Annotated in this window: 14 protein-coding genes; 4 read left to right on the top strand and 10 right to left on the bottom strand. The window is 67.4% G+C overall.

Annotated elements, in window-relative coordinates:
• Positions 1–2 precede the first annotated feature (2 nt).
• Both C3E99_RS01970 and C3E99_RS01965 read left to right on the top strand, forming a co-directional pair.
• The gene (locus C3E99_RS01970) at positions 3–1,169 is read left to right on the top strand and encodes an ABC transporter permease (protein WP_083674999.1); all 1,167 of its coding nucleotides are present in this window, start codon (positions 3–5) and stop codon (positions 1,167–1,169) included.
• Positions 1,166–2,005, top strand: a complete 840-nt coding sequence (locus C3E99_RS01965; protein WP_067105137.1) for an ABC transporter permease — start codon at positions 1,166–1,168, stop codon at positions 2,003–2,005. Before C3E99_RS01970 ends, C3E99_RS01965 begins: the two co-directional genes overlap by 4 nt.
• Here C3E99_RS01965 and C3E99_RS01960 read toward each other — a convergent pair.
• From C3E99_RS01960 to C3E99_RS01915, 10 genes are all read right to left on the bottom strand, one after another.
• A complete protein-coding gene (locus C3E99_RS01960) occupies positions 1,979–3,088 on the bottom strand; it encodes a dipeptidase (RefSeq protein WP_076074097.1) in 1,110 nt (369 codons plus the stop codon). The two genes, C3E99_RS01965 and C3E99_RS01960, sit on opposite strands and share 27 nt — an antisense overlap.
• Positions 3,085–4,308, bottom strand: coding sequence for a hypothetical protein (locus tag C3E99_RS01955; protein ID WP_158682061.1), 1,224 nt, complete (start codon positions 4,306–4,308; stop codon positions 3,085–3,087). Before C3E99_RS01955 ends, C3E99_RS01960 begins: the two co-directional genes overlap by 4 nt.
• Positions 4,305–6,125, bottom strand: a complete 1,821-nt coding sequence (locus tag C3E99_RS01950) for a DUF885 domain-containing protein (protein WP_076074092.1) — start codon at positions 6,123–6,125, stop codon at positions 4,305–4,307. The genes C3E99_RS01955 and C3E99_RS01950 overlap by 4 nt, the downstream gene beginning before the upstream one ends.
• Entirely contained in the window at positions 6,122–7,933 is a 1,812-nt protein-coding gene (locus tag C3E99_RS01945; RefSeq protein WP_076074089.1) for a DUF885 domain-containing protein, read from the bottom strand. The genes C3E99_RS01950 and C3E99_RS01945 overlap by 4 nt, the downstream gene beginning before the upstream one ends.
• A complete protein-coding gene (locus C3E99_RS01940; protein WP_158682059.1) occupies positions 7,930–9,855 on the bottom strand; it encodes a S9 family peptidase in 1,926 nt (641 codons plus the stop codon). Before C3E99_RS01940 ends, C3E99_RS01945 begins: the two co-directional genes overlap by 4 nt.
• A 64-nt stretch (positions 9,856–9,919) precedes the next feature.
• Positions 9,920–13,141, bottom strand: coding sequence for a TonB-dependent receptor (locus tag C3E99_RS01935; RefSeq protein WP_076074087.1), 3,222 nt, complete (start codon positions 13,139–13,141; stop codon positions 9,920–9,922).
• Positions 13,142–13,264: 123 nt separating this feature from the next.
• Positions 13,265–14,236: a FecR family protein gene (locus C3E99_RS01930; protein WP_158682057.1), complete on the bottom strand. Its 972-nt coding sequence runs from the start codon at positions 14,234–14,236 to the stop codon at positions 13,265–13,267.
• Complete coding sequence (locus C3E99_RS01925) at positions 14,208–14,777, bottom strand: RNA polymerase sigma factor (RefSeq protein ID WP_083675195.1); 570 nt, start codon at positions 14,775–14,777, stop codon at positions 14,208–14,210. The genes C3E99_RS01930 and C3E99_RS01925 overlap by 29 nt, the downstream gene beginning before the upstream one ends.
• A 150-nt stretch (positions 14,778–14,927) precedes the next feature.
• Positions 14,928–15,647: a hypothetical protein gene (locus tag C3E99_RS01920; RefSeq protein ID WP_067181373.1), complete on the bottom strand. Its 720-nt coding sequence runs from the start codon at positions 15,645–15,647 to the stop codon at positions 14,928–14,930.
• Positions 15,648–15,662: 15 nt separating this feature from the next.
• The gene (locus tag C3E99_RS01915) at positions 15,663–17,357 is read right to left on the bottom strand and encodes an alpha/beta hydrolase-fold protein (protein ID WP_158682055.1); all 1,695 of its coding nucleotides are present in this window, start codon (positions 17,355–17,357) and stop codon (positions 15,663–15,665) included.
• 195 nt (positions 17,358–17,552) lie between these two features.
• Between C3E99_RS01915 and C3E99_RS01910 the strand changes: the two genes are divergently transcribed.
• Both C3E99_RS01910 and C3E99_RS01905 read left to right on the top strand, forming a co-directional pair.
• Positions 17,553–18,635, top strand: coding sequence for a helix-turn-helix transcriptional regulator (locus C3E99_RS01910; protein ID WP_067105148.1), 1,083 nt, complete (start codon positions 17,553–17,555; stop codon positions 18,633–18,635).
• 103 nt (positions 18,636–18,738) lie between these two features.
• Positions 18,739–23,493, top strand: a complete 4,755-nt coding sequence (locus C3E99_RS01905) for an autotransporter family protein (RefSeq protein ID WP_104959331.1) — start codon at positions 18,739–18,741, stop codon at positions 23,491–23,493.

Raw genomic sequence — 23,493 nt, 5'->3', positions numbered from 1 at the left:
CGATGACGCGCCGCTGGTGGCCCTTTGCGCTCGTCGCGCCGCTGCTGATCTTCCTGATCGCAAGCTTCATCGCGCCGGTGATGCTGATGCTGTCGCGCGCGGTGATCGACCGCGATCTCGAACGCGCCTGGCCCGAAAGCGCGGCGGCGCTGCGGGCATGGGACGGCGACGGACTACCGCCCGACGGGCTCGCGCGCACGGTGGCGCACGAAACGCTGGCGACGCATCGGGCGGGCACGCTCAACCGCGTGGCCAATCGGCTGAACTACGACATGGTCGGTTCGCGGAGCCTGCTCTATGCCACCGCCGACCGGCTCGCGGCCGGCGCGCCCGGCGATACGGTCGCCGATCTCGCGCGGATCGACCCGCGCTGGGGGCAGCCCGCCATATGGTCGGTGATGCGCCATGCAGACGGACCGCTGACCAGCTATTATCTGCTCGCCGCGCTCGACCGGCGGCTCGACGCCGAAGGCCGCATCGTCGGCGTTCCGCGCGAGCAGGCGGTGTTCGGCGACATCTTCCTGCGCACCTTCAAGATCAGCGCGGTCGTCGCCCTGCTGTGCACGCTGCTCGGCTATCCGGTCGCCTATCTGCTCGCTTCGCTGCCCGCGCGGACCGCCAACCCGCTGCTGATCCTGGTGCTGCTGCCCTTCTGGACGTCGGCGCTGGTGCGCACGGCGGCGTGGGCGGTGCTGCTCCAGACCAACGGCGTCGTGAACGGCGCCCTCCAGACGATCGGGCTGATCGACGCGCCGATCCAGCTCATCTACAACCGCCTCGGTGTCTATATCGCGATGACGCATGTGCTGCTGCCTTTCTTCATCCTGCCGCTCTACAGCGTGATGAAGGGCATTGCGCCGACGGCGATGCGCGCCGCAAGCTCGCTCGGCGCCTCGCCGATGCTCGCGTTCCGGAAGGTCTATCTGCCGCAGACGCTGCCGGGCGTCGCCGCGGGCGCGATCATCGTCTTCACCCTGGCGCTCGGCTATTATGTGACGCCCGCCCTGATGGGCGGCGGCGCCGACCAGATGATCAGCGCCTCGATCGCCTTCTATACCAACCAGTCGCTCAACTGGGGCATGGCCGCGGCGCTCAGCCTGCTGCTGGTGCTGCCGCTGCTGCTGATGCTGTTCGCGGGACGGACGATGGTCCGCACGGTGCCGGCATGATCGCCGTCCGCTCGCGATCCGGGCGGCTCGGCCGGGCGGCGCTGATCGCCTTCTGCGCGCTGGTGTTCGCCTTTCTGGTGCTGCCGATCCTCGCCGTCGTTCCGCTTTCGCTCAATCCCGGCGGCTTCCTCGTCTTTCCCGAAGGCGGGCTGTCGCTGCGCTGGTACCGCACGCTCGCCGATTCGCCACAATGGACGCACGCCTTCGGCAACAGCTTCAAGATCGCGGTGGCGACGACGGCGATCGCAACGCCGCTCGGGACGCTGGCGGCGATCGGCCTTTCGCACATGCGCTCGCGCGCCAAGCCGGTCATCGTCGCGCTGATCAGCGCGCCGCTGGTCATGCCGATCGTCGTCGTCGCGGTCGCCTTCTATTTCCTGTTCGCGCCGCTGGGCCTCGTCAACGGGCCGGTGGGGCTGGTGATCGCGCACAGCGCGCTGGCGCTGCCGTTCGTGGTGATCGTCGTCCATGCCTCGCTGAGCGGCCTCGACCCGGACCTGCTGCGCGCCGCGGCCAGCCTCGGCGCGCCGCCGCTGACCCAGCTCGTCCGCGTCCTCGCGCCGCTCGCCGCGCCGGGAATCGCCGCAGGCGCGGTCTTCGCCTTCATGACCTCGTTCGACGAGACGACGGTGGCACTGTTCATCGCCGGTCCGGAGCAGCGCACGCTGCCGATCCAGATGTTCGAAGGGGTGCGCGAACAGATCAGTCCCGCCATCGCCGCCGCGGCGACGCTGCTGATCGTCGCGTCGACCCTGCTGCTGGGGACCGCCGAACTGCTGCGCCGACGCGGCGAGCGGCTGCGGACGGGTTCAGCAGCCCCAGACGTCGGCGCATAATCGCGCGAAATTGGCGCCGAGCAGCTTTTCGATGCGCCGCGCCGGCCAGCCGCGCGCCGACAGATCGTCGGCCAGCGTCAGGAAGCGCGTCGGCGCGTTATAGTCGGGAACGAGGTTGAAGACGTCGGGTGCCTCGCCCGGCGCCGCCACCCCCGCCGCCTTGCGTTCCTCATAGAAGCGCCGCTGGTTCTCGGCATAGCCGGCGGTCAGTTCGACCGCCCCGATGCCGCCGTCGGTGCCGAGCGCGACATGATCCTCGCCCGCGACCTTCACCGCATGTTCGATGTGCCGGATCACGTCGTCGGCGCGCGGCTGCCCGCTCGCGCGCAGGAAGGGCATGAAATAGATGCCCGCGACCCCGCCGCGATCGGCCAGCGCGCGCAGTTCGGCATCGGCGGTGTTGCGCGGCACGTCGACGAGCGCGCGGCAGCCGGTGTGGCTGATCGCGATCGGCGCGCTCGACGCCGCGATCGCCTCTGCGATCGTGCGCTGCGATGCGTGGCTGGCATCGACCATCATCCGCCGCGCGTTGAGTCCGGCGACGACCTCGCGCCCGAAATCGCTGAGGCCGGCGTTTCCGGGCTCGAGACAGCCGTCGCCGACCAGGTTGCGCTTGTTGTAGGTGAGCTGCACGATGCGAACGCCGAGCAGGTCGAACAGGTCGAGCCGGCCCGCGTCGGTTTCGAGCGGCACCGTATCCTGGAACCCGAAGATCACCCCCAGCCGGCCGCTGTCCTGCGCGGCGCGCAGGTCGGTCGCGGCGCGGATGTGGAGCAGCCGGTCGGGAAAAGCCCGAACGAAGCGTCCGTAGCGGGCGATGCGCCGCAGCGTTTCCTCGAAACGCCCCGCGGTGTTCCCCGCCGCACCGACCGTCTGGTGGATCGCCGTCAGCCCCGACGCGCGATAGGCGGCCAGTTGCGACGCGACCGCCGGCCCCTCGGGATCGAGCGGGCCGAGCGAGGACAGGCCGTCGATGATCATGGCGCGGTCGTATCGACCGCGCCCGAACCCGGTCGCCCCGGCGCGGGCGGAGACGGCGAGCGCGGCTGCGCCGCCCAGCACCGTCCGCCGCGAGACCTTCATGTGTGGAGCGCCGTGTCGAATTCGCGCGCCGCATCGGCACCCGCGATCTCGGTCAGGTGGCGCAGAAAGACCGCCGTCGTGTGCACCGGCTCCTTCGCCATCGCGATCATCAGCCGGTCCATCGCCGCGCGCCCGATCCGATGCTCCAGATCGACCAGCAGCAGCGGCCCCTTGCCGTAGAGCTGGACCCGGTCGGGCCGGCCGTGCCCCATGACCGGACCGGCCTTCGTCGTCGCCTCGCGCTTGGCCGCGATGTTCTTCGCCAGTTCCTCCGGCCCGAAAGCCTGTTCGACATAGCGCATCGACATATATTCGGCCGCCGATTCAACGAGCCAGAAATCGTCGGTCAGCGGGCTCGCGAGCATCCACCAGGCATGCGCGATCTCGTGCGCGACATGGCGGCCGGGTCCGACCTCCGAATCCTCCGGGCTGCCCGCGCGGCCTTCGGTCACGACCGTATAGGCCGTGCGCGCATAGCCCATCGACCGCTCGCGCCACACCTGCGCCATCCGCACCTTGCGGGGCAAGGGACCGAACATCGCCTCGAAATAGCGCGCGGCGGCCTCGCTATGCTTGATATATTGCTGCGAACGCCATGCCGACAGGTCGCGCGAATAGAATTCGACGCCGTGCGCCTCGGCGCGCTCCAACCCGCGCATCGCGACCAGCGGCAGGTCGATGTCGAGGAAATCCCGCTTGATCCGCACGCCATCGGGGGTCCGCGTGACGTCGCCCTGCGCGACGACGACCAGATCGGGCGCGAGCCCGTCGATCGTCGCATCGACGGTGAAGCGCGTCTGGATGTCGGCGCCGACCGGATACCACATATGATCGAGGAACAGCTCATAGCCTTCGGGCCGCAGCGGCTTGTTGCCGCTGTCATGCTCGGTGTCGATCGGCCCGACATAGCGGAAATGCAGCTTGACCGGTTCGGCGTGCGGATCGGCGAAACGGAAGACGTACCGGTTCAGCGCGGGCATCGGCGAATCGGCCGGCTCGACCGTCATCGTCACGCCGTGCGGCAGCGCCGTCGGCTGCATCGCGAAACGCTGCGAGAGCAGAAAGGCCTTTTCGGCCTCCCCTTCGCTGAGCGTGATCGTGACATCCGCGTCGAGCCGGCCTTCGGGGTCGAAATGCGCCGCGACGTCATAGTGCGGCGGCGCGGCAAGCGCGGTGCCGCCGCACAGGCAGGCGGCGGCGAAAGCGAAAATCATCCTCATGCCGCGGCTCCTCCATCGGCGATCCAATTGTCTATTCTTTCCTCGAGCAGCGGCAGCGGCAGCGGACCGGCGCCGAGCGCGACATCGTGGAAGCGGCGAAGGTCGAAGCGGTTGCCGAGCTTTTCGCGCGCCCGCGCGCGCAGCGCGACGATCGTCTGCATGCCGATATAATAGGCGGTCGCCTGACCGGGCAGGACGATATAGCGGTCGATCTCGCGCTGGTTGTCGTAATGGCTCGACGGCATGTTCGCATCGAGCCACGCGACCGCCTGCTCGCGGGTCCATCGCATCGCATGGATTCCGGTGTCGACGACGAGGCGGCAGGCGCGCATCAGCGACAGCGAAAGGCGGCCGAAATCCGAATAGGGATCGGCATAGAGCCCCATTTCCTTGGGCAGCAGTTCCGAATAGAGGCCCCAGCCCTCGCTGAACGCCGCGATGCTGGCGAAACGGCGGAATTTCGGAATCCCCTCCATCTCGTGCGCGATGCAGGTCTCGATATGATGGCCGGGGATCGCCTCGTGATAGAGCGTCGCGGCCAGCTGGTAGCGCGGCTGCGCCTGCATGTCGGCGAGATTGATGTAGAAGATGCCCGGCGCCGAACCGTCCTGCGGCGGATTGCGGTAATGCGCCTTGGGCGCCGACTTCTCGCGCCACGCCTCGATCGCGCGCACCTCGACCGGCGCTTTCGGCAGATGGCCGAACAATTCGCCCTGCCGCGCGCGAATCTCGTCGAGCAGCGCATTGGCCTCGGCCAGATAGGCGGCGCGGCCGGCATCGCTGTCGGGATGATAGAAGCGCGGATCGGTGCGCATGAAGGCGAAGAAGGCCTGAAGATCGCCGTCGAAACCCGTCCGCCGCATGATCGCGCGCATCGCGTCGTGGATCGCCGCCACCTCGCGCAATCCGAGCGCGTGCACCTCGGCCGCCTTTCGCGGCAGCGTGGTATAGGATTCGAGCTGCGCCCCGTAATAGGCCTCGCCGTCGGGAAGCTTCCACACGCCGTCGACGCCGTCGGCCTGCGCCTCGGCCGCGCGCAGGTGCGCGACCAGCGCTCCATAGCCGGCGGCGAAGCCCCCCGTCAGCGCCGCGGTGCCGCGCGCGAGAAGGTCGGCGCGATCGGCATCGGAAAGGTCGGCCGCGGCGAGCTTGGTCTTGAAGTCGGCGAGGATCGGGCTGTCGCCCTCTCCCTCGAACGGCGCCCCCTTCAGCAGGTTGACGCAAGGTTCGATCACCAGCCCATAAACGAAGCGCGGCGGCCGGATGCCGCGCGCCTCCTGCGCCCGAAGCCGCGCGACCGCCTGCGCCATCAGCGGTTCGACGCCGGTCAGCCGCTTGATATAGGCCTCCGCATCGGCGCGCGTGGCGATCGGATGGCTGTTGGTGAGCGTGCTCGGCACGCGCGTGTGCGCGCCGCCCATCTGGGTCATCACATAATCGTGATGCCGCCATTTGAAGTCGCGCAGCGCGCGTTCGGACTGGAGCGCGAACATGCGGTGGCTGAGCCGGGCCTGCGGCGACAGTTTCGCGACGTCGAACCCCTGCAATTCGGCATGATCGCGCTCGCGCAGCCGGTAATCCTCCAGCTCGCGCGCCTCGCTGATGTCGTCCCACTTGTCCTGGTCGCGGCGGATGCCGAGCGCCGACTGGCGCGTCGGGCTGCGATCGAGCGAGCGCTGGAAGATACGTTCGAAAAAGGCGTCGAGCCGCGCGTCCTCTCCGGTCTCGATCGCAAACGCCGGCGGCGCGATCAGCGCGGCCCCCGCAAGCGCCGCCGATCCGATGAAATGGCGTCGGTCGATGCTGCCGCTGATCATGCGGTTCCTCCCCCCTTGGCTATCCAGGCGTCGATATGGGCTTCGAGCAGCGGCAACGGCAGCGGACCGCTGCCGAGCACGCTGTCGTTGAAACGGCGGAGGTCGAACCGGTCGCCAAGCCGGACCCGCGCGCGGTCGCGCAGCTCGACGAGCTTGAGCTTCCCCATTTCATAGGCGCAGGCCTGACCCGGGGTGACGATATAGCGCTGGATCGCGGTGACATTGTCGGCGTGGTTCGCCGGGGTGTTCTGGTCCAGCCAGGCGACCGCCCGCTCCCGGCTCCAGCGCAGCGCATGGACGCCGGTGTCGGTGACGAGGCGCCCCGCGCGCATCAATTCCATCGAGAGCCGGCCGAATTCCTGCCACGGATCGTCGTAAAGCCCCATCTCGACCGGCAGCTGTTCGGCGAACAGCGCCCAGCCCTCGCTGAACGCGGTATAGCCGCCGAAGGCCCGGAATCGGGGCAGGCCGGTCAGCGCCCGCGTCACCGCCTTTTCGAGATGATGGCCCGGCACCCCTTCGTGATAGGAGAGCGCCGACAGTTCGTAGATCGGCAGATTCCGCATGTCGCGCGTGTTGACATAGAGGATGCCGGGGCGCGTGCCATCGGCCGAAGGCGCGAAATAGCCGGCGGTGCCGGCCGACGCTTCGAGCCAGGGCTCGACCGGCTTCACCACCACCTCCGCGCTTGGCACATGGTTGGTGAGTTCGCCGAGCCGCGCGGTCACCGCCGCGATCTTCGCGCGCATCGCGTCGAGATAGGCCGCCTTCCCCTGCGGCGTATCCGGATAATAGAAGCGCGGATCGGTGCGCACATGCTCGAACAACTCGGCGAGCGTGCCCGAAAAACCCGCGCGCTTCGCCACGGCCCGCATCTCGGCATGGAGCCGCGCGGTCTCTTCGAGTCCGATCCGGTGCACCTCCGCCGGCGACAGGGACAGCGTCGTGTTCCAGCGCAGTTGCGCCGCATAATAGGCATCGCCGTCGGGCAGCCGCCAGACGCCGTCGTTGCAGCCTTCCCCGCAGGGGATGCTGCGCAGACAGGCGATCAGGTGGCGGAAACCCGGACCGAATCCTTCCAGCAAGCCAGCCTCGGCTGCGCGCAGCAACCCCGACTTTTCGGCATCGGACAGCGCCAGCTTCGCGATCTTGCCGCGGAAATCGGCCAGCATCGGGCTGTCGGGCGCCCCGGGCTGAAACGGCGCGCCGCTGATCAGCTTCTCGCAATTGCCGATGACGAGCGGGATGGAAAAGGCGGGAGGGGCGACGCCGTTCGCCGCCTGCCGTTCCAGACCCGCGACGACGGCCGCCAGATAGGGGGCCACGGCATGCAGCCGCGCGACATAAGCCTCGGCATCGGCGCGATCCGCGATCGCGTGGTTGTTGATCAGCGTCTGTGGAATATCGCGCTGCGGCCCGCGCATCTGGCACACCGGATAGTGATGGCCGCGCCAGCGATGGCGCTCGATCGCCTCTTCGGCATCATAAGCGAAAAGATCGTAGCTGAGCCGGGCCTGCGGCGTCAGCGCGCGGCGATCGAAGCGGCGAAGCGCGGCGAGATCGCCCCGCGCCAGCCGGACATCCTCGTCCGCGCGGCGCTGGCTGACGTCGGGCCACCCCGCCTGCCCGCCCTTGACGCCCATCGCCGATTGCGCGGACGGGCTGCGGGCGAGATCGCGCTGGAACACCGATTCGAAAAAGGCGTTCAGCCGCGCGTCCTCGTCTCCGCCGGCCGCCCAGGCCGGCGCCGCCGCAACGAGCGCGCCGGCGGCAAGCAATTCGCGCCGGCTGAGGCGAGCCCCCGTCACCGGCCGATCGGAAAATCGCCCAACGGGGAGATTTCCGCCTCTTTCCCCGGCGCATTCTTCACATGCGCGTCGAGGAATTCGAGGATGGCGCGATAGGCGGCGATCTGGTTCGCCTTCTTGCGAAAGCCATGCCCCTCGTCGGGAAAGACGATATAGTCGACGGGCACGCCGTTCGCCTTGACCTTTGCGACGATGTCCTCGGATTCGACCGGCAGCACCCGCGGGTCGTTCGCCCCCTGGAGCACGAGCAGCGGCTTGCGGATCGCGTCGGCGTGGAACACCGGCGAAATCCTGCGCAGATAGTCCGCATCCTTTTCGGGATCGCCGACCTCGGTAAACAGCAGCCGGCGCAGATCCTCCCACCAGCTCGGCGTGTTGGCGAGCAGGCGCGGCCAGTTCGACACGCCATAGATGTCGACCCCCGCGGCGAAGGCGTCGGGCCGGAAAGCCAGCCCGGCCAGCGTCATATAGCCGCCGTAGCTCTGGCCCTGAATCGCGATCTTGTCGGGATCGACGAAGCCGGTGTCGACGAGCATCCGCTTCGCCGCGACCACATCGTCGAGGTCGGCGTCGCCATGGCGGCGGTCGTCGAGGTGATAGAAGGTGCGGCCCGACCCGCTGCTGCCGCGATTGTTGATCTCGAACACCACATAGCCGTGGTTGGCGAGATATTGCGGCAAGGGGCGATAGCCGACCCGGCTTTCGTCGCCGGGGCCGCCGTGGACATGGATCACCGCAGGCCGCCGGTCGCCGGCGCGCGCATCCTTCGGCACATAGAGGATGCCCGGCACCGCCAGCCCGTCATAGGACGCAAAGCGCACGACCTTTCCGGGCACGAGGTCTTCGGGTGCGACGCCGGGGGCACGCGCGTCGAGCAAGGGCGTGCGCCTGCCGCTGGAGAGATCGAGAAGCGATATCTCCCCCGGCGTCGAGCCGTTCGAGGCGCTGATCAGCGCCTTTCGGGCATGGTTGGCAAGCAGCAGCGCGGTGCTCGCATCGGGCGTCCCGACGTCGAACGCGATCGGACGGAAATCGCGCGCATCGAACAGGTAGGGGCGCGAGCGCGCATCCTCGTTGACCGAGACGATCAGCGTCCGCCCGTCGCGCGACAGCGCCGCGCCCTCGACGTCCCAGTCGGGCTTGAAGACGGTGACGCGCTCGCCGGTCGCCAGGTCCCGCCGCACCAGAAAGGCGAACTCGCCGCCGTCGTCGGTGGTGTAGAAAAGCTGCGCGCCTGCGCTTGCAAAGACCTGCGGCTCGCAGGCCACCGGTTGGCCCTCGGGGGTGAGCTGGATCAGCTTCGCGGCGGTCCGGTCATAGACATAGCAATGCCGCGTCGCATTATCGACGATCCGGCTGAGCGCGACATAGCGCCGGTCGGGGCTGACCGCGCGCACCTGATAGGCCTTGTCGTTCTCGAACAGCCGGGTCTTTTCATAGCCGTCGGCCTGAATCTCGTAGAGGTCGAAGAAGCGCGGGTCGCGTTCGTTCGTCTGGACAAAGAAGGAGCGGCCATCGTGCGCCCAGTCGACGAAGCGGGCGACGTGCCGGTCGCCGGGCGTCACGTCGCGCGCCGTTCCGTCGCGTTCGCGGACATAGATATGCGCGAGTTCGTTGCCGCCCTGATCGCTCGAAAAAAGGATACGCTCGTCGTGCGGGAAATAGCCGATCGCGCGGATCGTCTCGCCGGTCGACCGGGTCAGCGGCACCGCCTCCCCGCCCGCCGACGGCATGACGTAGATATTGGCGATGCCGGTGCGGTTGCTGGTGAAGATCAGCTTGCTGTCATCGGGCGACCAGGACAGGCCGCCGATCGAATCGGAGTCCATCAACTGCTCGATCGTGTAGCGCTTCGGGCCGTCGTCCGCGAAAGCCGGAACGGCGAAGCAGGCGAGCGCGATGCCGAGCAGATATCTGGTCATGTTCGTTCCCTGGAGTCGGCGAAGAACGGGGGCGGGACAAACGGCCCCGCCCCGGCTCCCCCCATCAGAAGTTGGCCGTCGCACGCAGCGTGTAGGTCCGACCGATCGGGTCGTAGACGCCGAATTGGCGCGAGACCTCGCCGGCATAGGGAACCGCCTGATCGAACAGGTTCCGCACGCCGAACTGCAGGCGGAAATTGTCGTTGATGCGAGCCCCGAGCGTCGCATTGACGATCGTCGAAGACGGATAATAGAGGATCGGTGTATCCTCGATCGTCGCGGTATGGTCGGCGATCGTCTTTTGCGACCAGACGACCTGGAAATCGAGGTCGAACGGATCGAAACCATAGCCGATGCGGCCGTTGATCCGCCATTTGGGCGTGCCCACCGTGCCCTTCACGTCGATGATCGGCGAGCCCGACGAGACCTGCGTCGTGAACTTGGTGACGCGGAAGGCGCTGAGGCCCAGCCGCAGCGCGCCCGGCTCGCCGCCCGACGCGATGTTCGGCACCCCGATGCGATAGTCGAGCTGGCCGAGGATGCCCGCGAACTTCTGCGACGAGGTATTGTAATAGGATTCGGCGTAACCGTTGGCGATATCGCCCGCGATCCGCGCCGCCCCCGGCTGCGCCGCCGCTTCCGCCGCGGTCAGGCGGCTGAAGGCGTTGCACGCGTTCTCGTTCGGATAATTGGGGCTGTCGTAACAGGCCGCCTGCGCGGTCACGAGCGTGAAGCGGCTGATCGCGTCGTGAAGATCGATGTTGTTGTAATCGACCGCGAAACGAAGGCCGGGCACTGCCTGCGGCTGATAGACCATGCCGATCGACCAGCTGTTCGCCCGCTCGTTCCGAAGATCGAGATTGCCCGACACGGTCCCCGCCGGCGACGCACCGCTGGTCGTCGGGTTGAAGGCGTTGGGAGCCGGACCGCCGACCGCGGCAAGCGCGGCGGTGCAATTGGCGAGGCGCACGGCGGGATTCGGCCCCGAATTGACGCGGCTCGCCGCGCAGACGTCGGCCGCGTTGCGCAGCACGCTCGCCCCGGGCAGGGCGAGTTCGACGATCGAAGGCGCCCGGATCGCGCGGGTATAGACACCGCGGAAGGTCAGCCCCTCGATGAAGCTCGGCTGCAGGCGGCCGCCCGCCGACCAGGTGAGGTCGCCGCCCGCCGTCGAGTGATCGACGTAACGCAGCGCGCCTTCGAACTGGAGCGCGCGAACGAGCGGCAGGCCCATCTCTTCGTCGATCAGCGGAACGATCGTCTCGCCATAGACTTCGTCGGTGTTGAAGCTGAACGGCGGCGTTTCGGCAAACGCAGCCGATCCGCCGAGCAGGCTGATGCCGCCCTTCAATATGGCGTCGGGCACGAAGCTGCCATATTCGCGGCGATGCTCGTAGCCGATGTTGAAGGCGATCGGGTCGGCGATCCCGAACGGCAGGCGGCCGTCGAGGTTGGCCGTGATCGTCTGCAGCGAGTTGATGCTGACGCCGACGCCGCGATCGACGACATATTCGGCGGCTTCGTCGGAGAATCTGTTTTCGCCGAAGATATTGAGCGGAACGCAGCTTCCGCCCGACCGGCAGACCGGAGCGCCGGGCGTGCCGACGACGTCGATCGCCCGCAGGAAGCGCGTCAGATTGACCTGATTGAATTCGGATTCGTTGCGGCTGCGGCCGTAGTTGTACGAAAGATCCCAGTTCCACTTTTCGCCGCTGACGTCGAAATCGCCGCGGAAGCCGGCGACGATCCGATAGACGTCGAGCTTGGTGCGTCCGGGCGCCCGATCGGCGATGTCGTTCATGTTGCGGTTGAGCTTGAAGCTCGTGACGCCGTTGGCGACGAGGATGTCGCGCGCCTGGGCGCTGAGGAACGGGTTGTCGATGCTCATCGTCAACACCGGCCCGCCCAGGATGTTCGGCGCCGCGAACTGGAACAGGTCGCTGAGTTTGGTGCCGCTGGTGTGCGCGTAGGACCCTTCGACGAAGAAGGTGACGTTGTCGGTCAAATCGTAATGACCGGTCGCATTGAACAGATACCGCTCGTTCGGCGTCAGCAGGCTGAAATGCTTCGCGGGATCGAGCCCGTCGCCGCCGTCGCGCATGATCGCATAGGGGCCCGAACTCGACCCGAAGAAGCTGGCGCCGAGGTTGAACGGAACGAGATCGCCGTTCGGACCGAATTGCAGCGGATTGCCCGCAGCGTCGCGAATATAGCTGCCCGTTCCCGGCGCGATGTCGCCGGCCAGATAGGGCAGCCCGCCCTCGGTCAGCGCGGCGTAGCGCAGATCGCCCACGACGAGCTGCGCGGGGATACCGTCGGTGCGATCGACATTGCCCGACGGGCTCAGGTAGCGGAACTTGTACCGCGAGGCGAGGACCATGCCTTCCTGGCGCACATATTCGGCGCCGAGGACGATGTTGCCGCGACCGCCCGCGAAATTCTTGCCGAACAGCGCGCGCACCGCCTGGTTCGCGGCGTCGCCGCGGTCGCTGAGGCTGGCCTGCCCGGTCAGTTCCAGCCCGTCGTAATTGTCCTTGAGGATGATGTTCACGGTGCCCGCGATCGCATCCGAGCCATAGACCGGCGCCCCGCCGATCGCGACCGTTTCGATCCGGTCGATCAGGCCGACGGGAATCAGGTTGAGGTCGACCTGCGACCCCGGCGAGGTCGCCGCGCCGCTGCCCGACACGGTGTTCGACGACACGAAGCGCCGGCCGTTGACCAGCGTCAGCGTGCGCTGCGAGCCGAGGCCGAGGAAATTGGAATAGCTCTGCGCGACGCCGAGATTGGCCTGCGCGGCCCCGATCTGGCTGTTCGCGGCGGGCGCGAAGCCCGGCGTATCCTGCAGCGCTTCGATCGCGTTGGTATAGGCGCGCTTTTCGATCTGTTCGCGATCGGTCACGGTCGCCGATTGCAGCGTATCGAAACCCGCGCGCTTGATGCGCGATCCGGTCACGATGATGTCCTCGCCGACCAGTTCGGTCCCGGGTTCGGCCGCGGCCCGGCCGGCGCGGCGGATCACCACCACCCCGTCGCGATTCTGGAAGACCTCGACCCCCTTGCCCGCGAGCATGCGGCGCAGCGCCTCGACCGGCGTATAGCTGCCGTCGATGCCGTTGGTCCGAACCCCCGCCAGATCGGAGTCGGGTATCATCACCTGCACGCCCGACTGGACGGCGAGCCGCTGCACCGCCGTCGCGGCGTCGCCGGACGGGATGGCATAGCGCTGCCGTTCCTGTGCCGCGGCCGGCGCCGTCCAGCATATCGCCGCAGCCACGCCGGCCATCAGCACCGCATGTGTATGGATTCGGTCCGGTGTCCCCCAGATCATCATTCTGCCCTCCCTAATGCCCCGAAGCAAAGTGACGCTTCCAAAGGCGAACGAGGGACGGCACGCGGAAATCCGCTATCAGTGCGAAGGAGAATTCTGCTGGCGCACCAGCACCAGCTCGTTGCCGCGGCGAATCACCTCGCCATTGAAGGCGCTGGCGGCCGCACCGGCAAAGGCCCGCGCATCCCCCAGCTTGAAAACGCCCATGAATTCGGCGCGCGCCAGCGTCGGGTCGTCGATCGTCACGCGCAGGTCGGAATAGCGGTTGACCTCCGCCGCCGCGTCGCCGAGCTGCTGCCCGTTGAAGACGAGAAGCCCCTTGCGCCAGGCGATGCGCCGTTCGACATCGGCGGCGTCGAGCACCTCCTTCCGCGGGCCGGTGGCGGCGGCGACGAACTGTTCGTTGCGGCGGATATAGCGCGGCGCGGCCGACCCGCTCGCCGTGCCTCCGACCGCGACGACGCCTTCTTCCACCGTCACCTCGACCCCGCCCGCGCCGATCCCGACGACGAATTCGGTGCCGACCGCACGGACGTCCAGCCCCTCGGCACGGACCACGAACGGCCGCTTGCTGTTGTGGGCGACCTCGAACGACGCCTCGCCGCGCCGCAGGATCACCTGCCGGACCTTGTCGTCGTAGCGGATCTGCACCGCGGAATCGCCATTGAGGGTGACGGTGGAGCCGTCTTCGAGCACCATGTGGCGAACCTCGCTGCGCCCCGTCTCGACGCGGCCGGCGAGATGGTCGTAGGCGGTGGCGCCGCCGAGCGCCACGAGCGCGAGCGAAGCCGCCATGGCGAAGGGCCGCCAGTTCCGCGCCCGCGCGGGTGGCACGGCGCGGCGCGCGCCGCCCTCCAGCGCCACCGCCCGGTCGATGTCGAGCCACAGCGCCTGCGCACGCACATAGGCGCCAAGATGGCGGCTGTCCGCCGTCAGCCAGGCATCGAGTTCCCGCTGTTCCCGGCCGTCGAGCGCACGCTCGGCCGACCGCACCGCCCAGGCGGCCGCCCGGGCGTCGATGTCAGCCCCATTTCCAGAACCTGCGCTCACGCCTTCTTCCATCCTCCGCGCCCGCGGGCGCCTGTTTCATCGCTTCGGAGACCAGCCGCAGCGCCTTGGCGAGATGCTTCTCGACCGTGCTCTCGGCGATCCCCATATGCTCGGCGATCTGACGCTGCGAGAAGTCCTGAAACTTCTTCAGCTCGAAAGCTTCGCGGCATTTGGGCGGCAGCGTCTGCAATATTCCGTGCAGGCGCGCCAGTTCTTCCTGTCCACTCAGGCGCCTGTCGACGCTCATTTCCTCATCGACGATGTTCAGGGCATCCAAATCCGCCACCAGATCGATCGCCACGATGCGCGACCGGCGGATATGCTCGCCGACGATATGCCGCGCGGTGACGAACAGATAGGCGCGCGCGTTGCGGATCGAATCGGAATCGGCGGTCCACAGCCGGGCATAAGCCTCCTGCACCACCTCGTCGACGTCGCACGAGCCCAGACCGCGCAGGCGGCCGACAAGCCATTTGCGCAGATCGGGTTCGTGCGGCAGCACCTCCCGCGCGAACCAGCGAAGTCGAGCCTGATGATCCATCGCCGCGATGGCATCAGCATTCACCGCCCGGGTCAAGGGGAAATGACAATATCATGACTTATTTGTTGGAATTACAAATGCTTGTATCGCGCACGGCGAAGGGCCGGGCGGCGGGTGCCCGGCCGTGCTGCAGCGCCGCGTCGCCGGCGATCAGCTGATCCGCTTCACCACCTTCCCCGTCGCGTCGAGGAATTCGATGCTGGGTTCCCCCGATGCACCGACCCGCAGCAGCAGGCGCGGCTTGCCGCTCTTGTCGGCGAGTTTCACGATCGCATCATCGGATGTCTTGCCGACGAACAGCCGTTCGGCGGCCGTGCCCTTCGCCGTCGCATAGGCGCGCATCTCTTCGCGGATGCGGTCGCGGGCGGCCTGGTCGGGCGCCGTCGCGGCGCGTTCGCTCATCTCCATCAGCGGCTTGATCGGCCAGTCGGGCCGGTCCCATACGCGCAGGCCGGCGGCGCGCTGGCCGTTCGCCTCGCTATACTGGATGCCGACGGTCTGGTCCTGCTTGTACTGGTCGAACATCAACGATGCGCTGGCGCGGCGGTTCTCGCCCACGGTCTTGCTGTCGAAGGTCAGCCCGCCGACCTCGTCGCCTTCGTCGTTGAAGAAGAGCATGCCGCCCGTATCGCGGCTGTGGTGCTTATATTCCTTGCCCTCCATGAACAGGCCGGGAAAGCGTTCCGAATTGGCGAGCACCAGCCGATATTTGCCGTCAGGTTCGACGATGTTGATCCGCTTGACGCTGATCTCGTCAAAGCTGCTCTTCGCCGGCCCGGCGTCGGCCATCACCATCGCGGCGGGCGTCGCGGCGCCCGCTGCGAAGCCCGCCGCGATCAGCATCATCTGCCCCATGCGCTTCCCGGTCATCGTCCATTCCCCTCTTCAATAATTCCACGTATCGACCGGCGCGCCCGCGGGGGCCGCGCTGCGGACATGGTCGGCGACCTCGCGGACGACGCCCGCCCAATCGGTGTGGTGCCAGTTGTGCCCTTTCTTGGGCCGGCCATATTCGAAGCGGATCGGATAATCCGGGCCCGCCACCTCGGCGACCATGTCCTGAAAGCGGTAGACCGCGAGGTTGAGATAGAAATCGTCCATCTCGCCGGCAAAGAAGTTCAGCTTTCCGCGCAGCTTCGGTCCCAGCGTCGCCCAATTGTCGCGCGCATAGCCCGACAGGTCGAAGCCGTGCTCGCGCATGTAGCGGACGACCTCCTTGTTGATGGCGCCGGTCTTCTTGTCATAGAGGAGCACCGGATAGCCGTCGGCGCCGACCGGACCGTGCGTCGTCTGCCAGATGTCGAGCTGATAATAGGACCGTCCCTTCGACCCCATCATCGCCTCGAACGCGGCGAGGGTGCGCAGGTCCATCAGCGGCATCCCCTCGCGGCTGCGGCGGAAGGGCTTTTCCTTCGTGATCCAGTCGTTGATCTGCAAGGTGAACATATTGTCCTCCTTGTAGATGTCGGTGAGCTGGTAGCGGGTGAAGTCGATCGGATCGGGATTGAACACCCACGCGCCGCCGAACAGGTCGGGGTAATGGAGTTGCAGAGCCAGCGCCTCCCAGCCCCCGGTCGACGCCCCCTCGACGATCCGGCCATAGGGCTGGTCGATCAGCCGGAAGGTCTTTTCGAGATAGGGCATCAGTTCCCTGGTGATGGCGTCGCCCCACGGTCCGTTGTTCGCCGAATTCAGCGCATAGGATTCGAAGAAATAGGGCCCGGGCGTCTCGAGCGTGATCGCCGCCATGCGCGGGAAGCCGTCGCCCGTCCATTCGCGCGAGAATTGATAGCCCGTCTTGACGTTGGCGTCGGCCGCGCCGCGCCGAGCGCCATCGGTATCGCTCGCCGGATCGGGATTGAAATTGAACGGCGCGCCGAAATGGCCGAACGTATAGATCGCCGGATAGCGCACGTTCGGATGCTTGGCGAAATCCTTCGGCAGCAGCACCTCGGCACCGATCGAGATGGGAATGCCCCAGAAATCCGACAATATCTTGCTCTTGATGCGGACGCGCTTGATCCACGGCGTATCGGGATCGCGCGCGACCGGGCCGATCTTCTCGGTCAGCGTCAGCGCGACGGGCGCGCCGGACGCGGGATCGAGCCTGGCGTCGAGCGGCTTGCTGTACGGGTTGCCGGGGAACATCGCCGCGCCGACGCGCTGGTCGCTGACCGGCACCCAGATGGTATGACCATCGGCCCGCTTCGCCTTGACATAGGGAATGAGGACGGCCTGCACCCTGTAGTCGCCCGCGGGCAACCGATCGAGGTCGAACGGAAAGCCGTCCGCCTTCGCATCGACCGTCACCGTCGTGCCGGGCGCGAGATTCTCGACATCGATGCCGAAGGCGGGCGGGCCGCCCATCCCGAGTATCTGGCGCGGCTCGGCCCTGGCCAACGCCGCGTTGGAGCGCGGAGCGGCGACGACGATCAACCGCCCGGTGACCGGCGCGTCGGCGGCCGTCGGCGGCAGGGTCACCGAAAAGCTGATCTGCGCCGAAGCCGGCGTAGCGACGATCAGCGAAACCAGCGCCAGAACGGCCTGAATCCCCCGCCTGCAATGATTGAAAAGCCCCACGTCCGCTCCCCCTCGAATAACAACTCTCCGGATGACGATGAACCGGAAGGCGATTTCCGCCATTCGATCATCAATAGGCTGGTAAGCTTCGATACGATGGGTATGGCCGCAAGACGTCGGTGCGATTCGCGATTGGCAAATGCGCCTGCATCGCTTTTAATGAGCAACGACGGACCGCTGGGAGAAGGAAAACGCTTGGGTCATCGTCACGAAGCGACCGACGCGATCATCGGCCGCATCTATGAAACGGCGGTGATTCCGGACCTCTGGCCGGACCTGCTGGAGCATATCGCGAAGTCGCTGGACGCTTTGGGCGGGAATCTGATTCGCCGCAGCGCCGCCGGAGTCCAGATCGTCTCCTCTCCATCGGCCGTGGAAATCACGCAGGAATTCGACCGGCAGGGCTGGAACCGGAACAACAGCCGGGTCGCGCGCCGTTTGGAACGAGCGTCCTATCCGGGTTTCCTGTCGGATATCGACCTGCACAGCATCGAGGAGATCAACTCGCTGCCGATGTATACGGAGTTCCTGACCCCCGCCGGGCTTGCGGCGGGTTCGGGAACCATCATCCAGGGCCTGGAGGACGAGGCGGTCGTCGTCGCGATCGAGGGGTTCCCATCGCACCGGGCCGCGCAACAGGCGGCGCCCTTCCTCGACGGTCTGCGCCCGCACCTCGCCCGCGCGGCGACCCTGGCCGGAGAGATCAGACGGCAGCGGGCGGCAAGCCTGGTCGAAGTGTTCAACGTCATGAACATGGCGGTCGCGCTGCTCGACGCTCAGGGGCGGGTGCTGCGCGCGAGCCGACACTTCGAGGCCGCTTTCGACGATCTGCTGCTCGACGGCAGCGTGCGCCTCCAGATCGCGGACAGCATCGCGGACCGGCGGCTGGCCGACGGGCTGGCGACGATGCGCTGGATCGATCGCGGCTGTTCGATCGCCATTCGCGACCGCGACCAGACCGGACGCGCCGTGCTGCATCTGGTCCCGGCCAGCCGTGACGCGATGGGCATGTTCGACCGGGTCCGCCTGTTCGCCGTCCTCGCCGATCCCGAGAATCGCGCCCTGCCGGGTGCCGACATCATCGCCGCGCTGTTCGACCTGACGCCCGCCGAGGCACGGGTCGCGCGCGCGATCGCGGGGAACCGGGCACCGGCCGAACTGGCGGCGGAATGGGGAATCTCGGTCGAGACCATCCGGTCGCAACTGAAGCGCGCCTTCGCCAAGACGTCCACCACGCGCCAGAGCGAACTGGTGTCGCTGCTGACCCGCTTTGGTTAACGACCGATAAAAGACGGATTTTCACCCATATGGGTGATGCGCATCATCGTGCCGCGCAATAGCCGACCTCGAACACTGTTTTCGAACATATCGGGGGGCATATATGCGGACGACTGTTTCTGGAGCGACCAATCGCAAGGCGAGCCTCGTCGTAGGGGCAAGTCTGCTGGCACTGAGCACCGCCCAGCCCGCGCTGGCGCAGAGCGCGTGCGTCGGGTCGGTCTGCACGGTCGAGAACGACGGCGAGCGTGGGCCGGTCAGCGGGCAGACGGGCACCGTGACCATCGTGACCAACAGCGGCACGATCGCCGGCACCCCGGCCATCAGCCAGGCCGAATCGGTCGGGCTGCTGGTCTCCAACCAGCAGGGCGGCGTGATCGACGGCGAAGGCGGCGTGGCGATCCAGGGCATGCCGCGGCTGATCTTCGGCATCGCCAACGCGGGGACGATCAACGGCGATGTCGTGCTCAACGACGCGCCCGCCCCCAGTATCTTCACCGCCCCGCTGGTCTTCTACATTCAGGAAGAAGGCGGGGAACTGCACGGGAATCTGAGGCTCGGCACCACCGGTTTCGGCAGCGCCTATTTCCTTCAGCGCGGCGAGGACGATGGCATCTTCGGATCGCTGTCGGCCGGCGCCGGGATCGACGTCTTCGCCAAAAGCTATCGCGAGACCGGCTCGGTGGCACTGGGGCAATATGCCAAGCCCGCCGATTTCGAGGTGGAAGGCTATGAAGTGCTGGGGACCGGCACGACGCTGACCCTCACCGGCAGCGGCACCACGATCAACCTCGCCGGCGACGGCAACGTCGTCAATACCGCCACCATCACCACGCTCAATCCCGTGGGCGCCTATCCGCCGGGCGTGATCGTCGTTCCGACGGCTATCGGCTATTTCCAGGCGAAGGTCGGCGTACAGCCGCGCGGCGCCACGCCTGCCAACCCGACCCCCTTTCGCAGCTTCTCCTATGGCAGCGCGCTGAACAGCTTCGTCAACAAGGGCTCGGTCGACGGCGACATCCGCCTGTCCACCGCCAGCTTCGTGAACGAGGGCGACGTCAGCATCCGCACCAACGGCCCGGGCACGCTGATCCGCGCCGCCGCCGATCGCGCCTTCGCGTTCGACAACAGCGGTTCGATCGCCATGGCCGAAAATGGCGCGCGCGGTCCGCAAGCGGCGCTCGAAATGGAATATGACGACGGGGTGGAAGCGGCCGTCCGCATCCGCTCGGCCGTCGACAGCACCACGCCGAACCCGGTGACGATCGGCAACAGCGGCACGATCGCCGGCGGGCTCGACGCGCGCGTGATCGCCAGCACCTTCGCCTTCGACAACAGCGGCACGATCGAAGGGCTGGACAGCCCGACCTATTTCGCCCGCGGTCTGACGCTGGAGGTCGGCGAACTCGACCTGACGATCGGGCCGGACGGGGACGACGAATTCAACGGAACCAGCGCGACGATCCGCAACACGGCGGACGGGGTGATCCGCGACGGCTTCCTTGCCGAGATCGCCACCGACACGCTGCGCTTCGAAAATGCGGGACTGATCGCCGCATCGACCCGCGAATGGGGCGTCGCGCTGCAGATCGAGCACGAACTTCTGTCGAGCGACGCCGACGAGGAGTCCGGGCTGCCCGAGATCGCGGCGTCGAGCCTGACTGTCGTCAACAGCGGCACGATCGAAGGCAGCATGGTGATCGACGCCGAAACGGTCGACGCCACGATCGACAACAGCGGTTCGATCGTCCGGGCCGCCCGGGCCGTCGACCAGACGAATTTCATGACCTTCGCCTATGGCGGCCAGGCGGCGCTCGAAATCTACAACGGCACCGACCCCGACCAGCGGTTCGTCTTCACCAACAGCGGCACGATACGAAATGACGAGCGCGGCGGCAGCGCCGTCGACATGGAGATCGAGGCCGGCGAAGAGGATGACGGGCACATCGGGTCGGCCGACGTGCGGGTCGTCAATACCGGCAGCATCGTCGCGGCGGGCGGCGCGACCGTCGTCCCCGGACAACTGATCGGCATGCCCCAGGAGATGGTGCTGGTGAACCCGGTCGCGGCGCTGAACGTCGATGCATCCGACGTGACGGGCACTTCGACCATCCGCATCGAGAACGGCACGGACGGGGTGATTTCGGCCCTCGCCAACTTCAGCGTCCTGTTGCCCAACGGCTATCAGGAGCAGGCCGGAACGGCGGGCGCCTCGTCGGTCGCGATCGCCGCGTCGGGCCAGTTCATCACCATCGTCAACTCGGGCCGCATCGAGGGCGGGGCGGGAAGCGACTATGCCAACGCGCCCAATGTCGTGTTCAACGGTCCCGACCTGCCCGATCGCTATCTGGCCGGCGCGATCCAGACGCTGGGCGACGAATATGACCCCGCGGACCCCGCCGGCTATGTCGGGTCGATCGACCATGTCATCAACCGCGAAGGCGGCGTCATCATCGGGTCGATCGACCTCGGCGCCAACGACGACATCATCGAGAATTACGGGTCGATCAGCGGCAATGTCTTCCTGCGCGACGGCGACGACACCTTCATCCATGGCTTGCTGGCAAGCTTCGACGGCATCGCGGACGGCGGCACCGGGACCGATACGCTGGTCTTCGACATCACGGGGGCGCTCTATACCGGATCGATCGATCCCGTCCTGCGCGCGAAGTTCGTCAATTTCGAGATCGAGAAGCTGATCGGCACCGGACGCGTCGTCGCCGAGGAAGGCATCACCGTGGCCGAAGGCGGCGAGTTGATCCTGACCGAGGATTCCACGATCGACGTCGGCGCCGGAAACGACGCCGTGTCGGGCAGCGAGGGAAGCGGCGAGACGGTCGTCCTTCAGGGCACCATCGTCGGCAACGTCAACATGAAGGGAGGCGACAATGTCGTCACCAACCAGGCGTCGATAACTGGCGACATCCTGGCGGGCGACGGCAACAACCGGATCGCCAACCCCGAAGGCCTGACTCTGACCGGCAACATCGCGCTGGGCGACGGCGAGAATAATGTCGTCAATCAGGGTGTCGTGACCGGCGACGTGCGTTTCGGCGACGGTGGCAACCATTTCGCCAACAGCGGCCAGATCGGCGGCGACGTCCGCTTCGGCGGCGGCGACGACGTGCTCGACCTGACCGGGGACTGGGCGATCGGCGGCACGGTCGTCGGCGGCGGCGGAACCGACATCGTCAACGCCAGCTTCTCCTCCGCACCGGTGGCGGAGGCGGACCTGCCGGTCCTCGACCTGTCGGGGTTCGAGCAGATCGAGCAGTTCAACGTCAACGGCGGCACCGGCAAGATCGGCGGAACCGCGACCTTCGACGATATCCAGATCAACCAGGGCCGGCTGATCGGCGCCCAGGGGTCCGACATCAATGCCGATGTCACCGTCCAGCAGGGCGGCACCTTCGGCAGCGCGGGCACGGTCAACGGCGACATCACCGTTCTGGCGGGCGGCACGCTGTCGCCCGGCGCCTCGCCGGAGGTGATGATCCACAACGGCGACCTGACCATGGCGTCGGGATCGAACCTGCTGTTCGAATTCGTCCCCGTGGGGCAGAGCGACCAGCTGCTGGTCAGCGGCGCGCTGACGATCGCGAACGGCGCCACACTGACCATCACCGGCAGCCGTCCGCTGACGCCGGGGATCGCCTATGACATGATCGTCGCGGACGGCGGGATCAGCGGCGAATATACGATCGCGAGCTGGGACCGCACGGCGGTCCAGGGCTTCCTGCGCTATACGCCGACCAAGCTGCAACTGCTCGGCACGTTCGTCGCCGCATCGGACGTGGCGACGCAGACCGGCGCGGCGATCGACTATGTCAACGGCCTGCTGGTGTCGGGCGACGCGGGGGCCACCCTGCTGGGCGCCATCCCGACGCTGCTCGACAGCAGCGGCTTCGCCAGCACCGCGGCATTCGGACAGCTCCATGCCGAAGCCTATGCCAGCGCCGCGCAGCTGGGCGTCGAACAGGGGCTCAGCCTGGCGAAATCGCTGCGCTCGGGCGCGGCGGCGAGCGCCGCCGCGGAGCCCGGCCTCTATGGCTTCGCGCAACTGTTCGGCGATTGGCGGACGCTGAAGGGCGACGCCGTGATCGGCACCGCGCGGGCGAAAAGCCGCAGCCACGGGCTGCTGGGCGGGATCGGCTTCGGCAGCGAAGCGGCATCGATCGGGGCCTTCGTCGGCTATATGGACGGCCGGCAGACGATCGCCGGGCTCGACGCGCGAACCGACTCCGACGGCGTGATCGCCGGCATCGCCGGCCATGTCGAAACCGGCGGACTGACGCTTCACGCGCTGATCGCCCACGACTGGAGCGATGCGACCACCGACCGCGCGGTTCCCGGCGCGGCGCGGGTGACGGGCGACCACCGCCTGCGCAGCTTCGTCGTCGACGCCGCGATCGGTTACGAGCTGGCGGCGGGAACGAATTGGGCGGTCCGGCCCGAAGCGGGGCTGACGCACGTATCGACCCGGCGCGGCGCGGTCGCCGAAACCGGCAGCGCGGCCTTCGGTCTTGCGGTCGACAGCGAACGGGTGAAGGCGACCTTCGTCGACGCGTCGCTGGCGCTGGTCGGCGGACAGGCCGACGATGCCGCGGTCGAGCCGTGGATCAAGGCAGGCTTCCGCTATCAACTGGACGGCGAAGCGACGACCGCGCGCGCCGGTTTCATCGGAGCGGGCAGCCGCTTCGTGGTGGCGGGCGCCGAACGCAAGAGCTTCCTGCCGACGCTCGGCGCCGGGATCGGCGTCCGGCTGGCGCCGGGCATGCGCCTGACCGCATCCTACGAGGGCGAATATGGCGGCGGCAACGGCCACCACGTCGCGCTGGGGCTGCGCCTGGCATTCTGA

It is taken from the genome of Sphingopyxis sp. MG (genome assembly GCF_002953155.1).
GTDB lineage: Bacteria > Pseudomonadota > Alphaproteobacteria > Sphingomonadales > Sphingomonadaceae > Sphingopyxis > Sphingopyxis granuli.
The sequence above is the reverse complement of the archived record's forward strand: the minus strand, read 5'-3'. Positions and strand labels throughout refer to the sequence as shown.

What these genes read in the sequence shown, in the direction of transcription:
- C3E99_RS01970 (WP_083674999.1), top strand. Translation starts at nt 3, where the DNA reads ATGACGCGCCGCTGGTGGCCCTTTGCGCTCGTCGCGCCGCTGCTGATC.
- C3E99_RS01965 (WP_067105137.1), top strand. Translation starts at nt 1,166, where the DNA reads ATGATCGCCGTCCGCTCGCGATCCGGGCGGCTCGGCCGGGCGGCGCTG.
- C3E99_RS01960 (WP_076074097.1), bottom strand. Translation starts at nt 3,088, where the DNA reads ATGAAGGTCTCGCGGCGGACGGTGCTGGGCGGCGCAGCCGCGCTCGCC.
- C3E99_RS01955 (WP_158682061.1), bottom strand. Translation starts at nt 4,308, where the DNA reads ATGAGGATGATTTTCGCTTTCGCCGCCGCCTGCCTGTGCGGCGGCACC.
- C3E99_RS01950 (WP_076074092.1), bottom strand. Translation starts at nt 6,125, where the DNA reads ATGATCAGCGGCAGCATCGACCGACGCCATTTCATCGGATCGGCGGCG.
- C3E99_RS01940 (WP_158682059.1), bottom strand. Translation starts at nt 9,855, where the DNA reads ATGACCAGATATCTGCTCGGCATCGCGCTCGCCTGCTTCGCCGTTCCG.
- C3E99_RS01935 (WP_076074087.1), bottom strand. Translation starts at nt 13,141, where the DNA reads ATGGCCGGCGTGGCTGCGGCGATATGCTGGACGGCGCCGGCCGCGGCA.
- C3E99_RS01925 (WP_083675195.1), bottom strand. Translation starts at nt 14,777, where the DNA reads ATGGATCATCAGGCTCGACTTCGCTGGTTCGCGCGGGAGGTGCTGCCG.
- C3E99_RS01920 (WP_067181373.1), bottom strand. Translation starts at nt 15,647, where the DNA reads ATGACCGGGAAGCGCATGGGGCAGATGATGCTGATCGCGGCGGGCTTC.
- C3E99_RS01905 (WP_104959331.1), top strand. Translation starts at nt 18,739, where the DNA reads ATGCGGACGACTGTTTCTGGAGCGACCAATCGCAAGGCGAGCCTCGTC.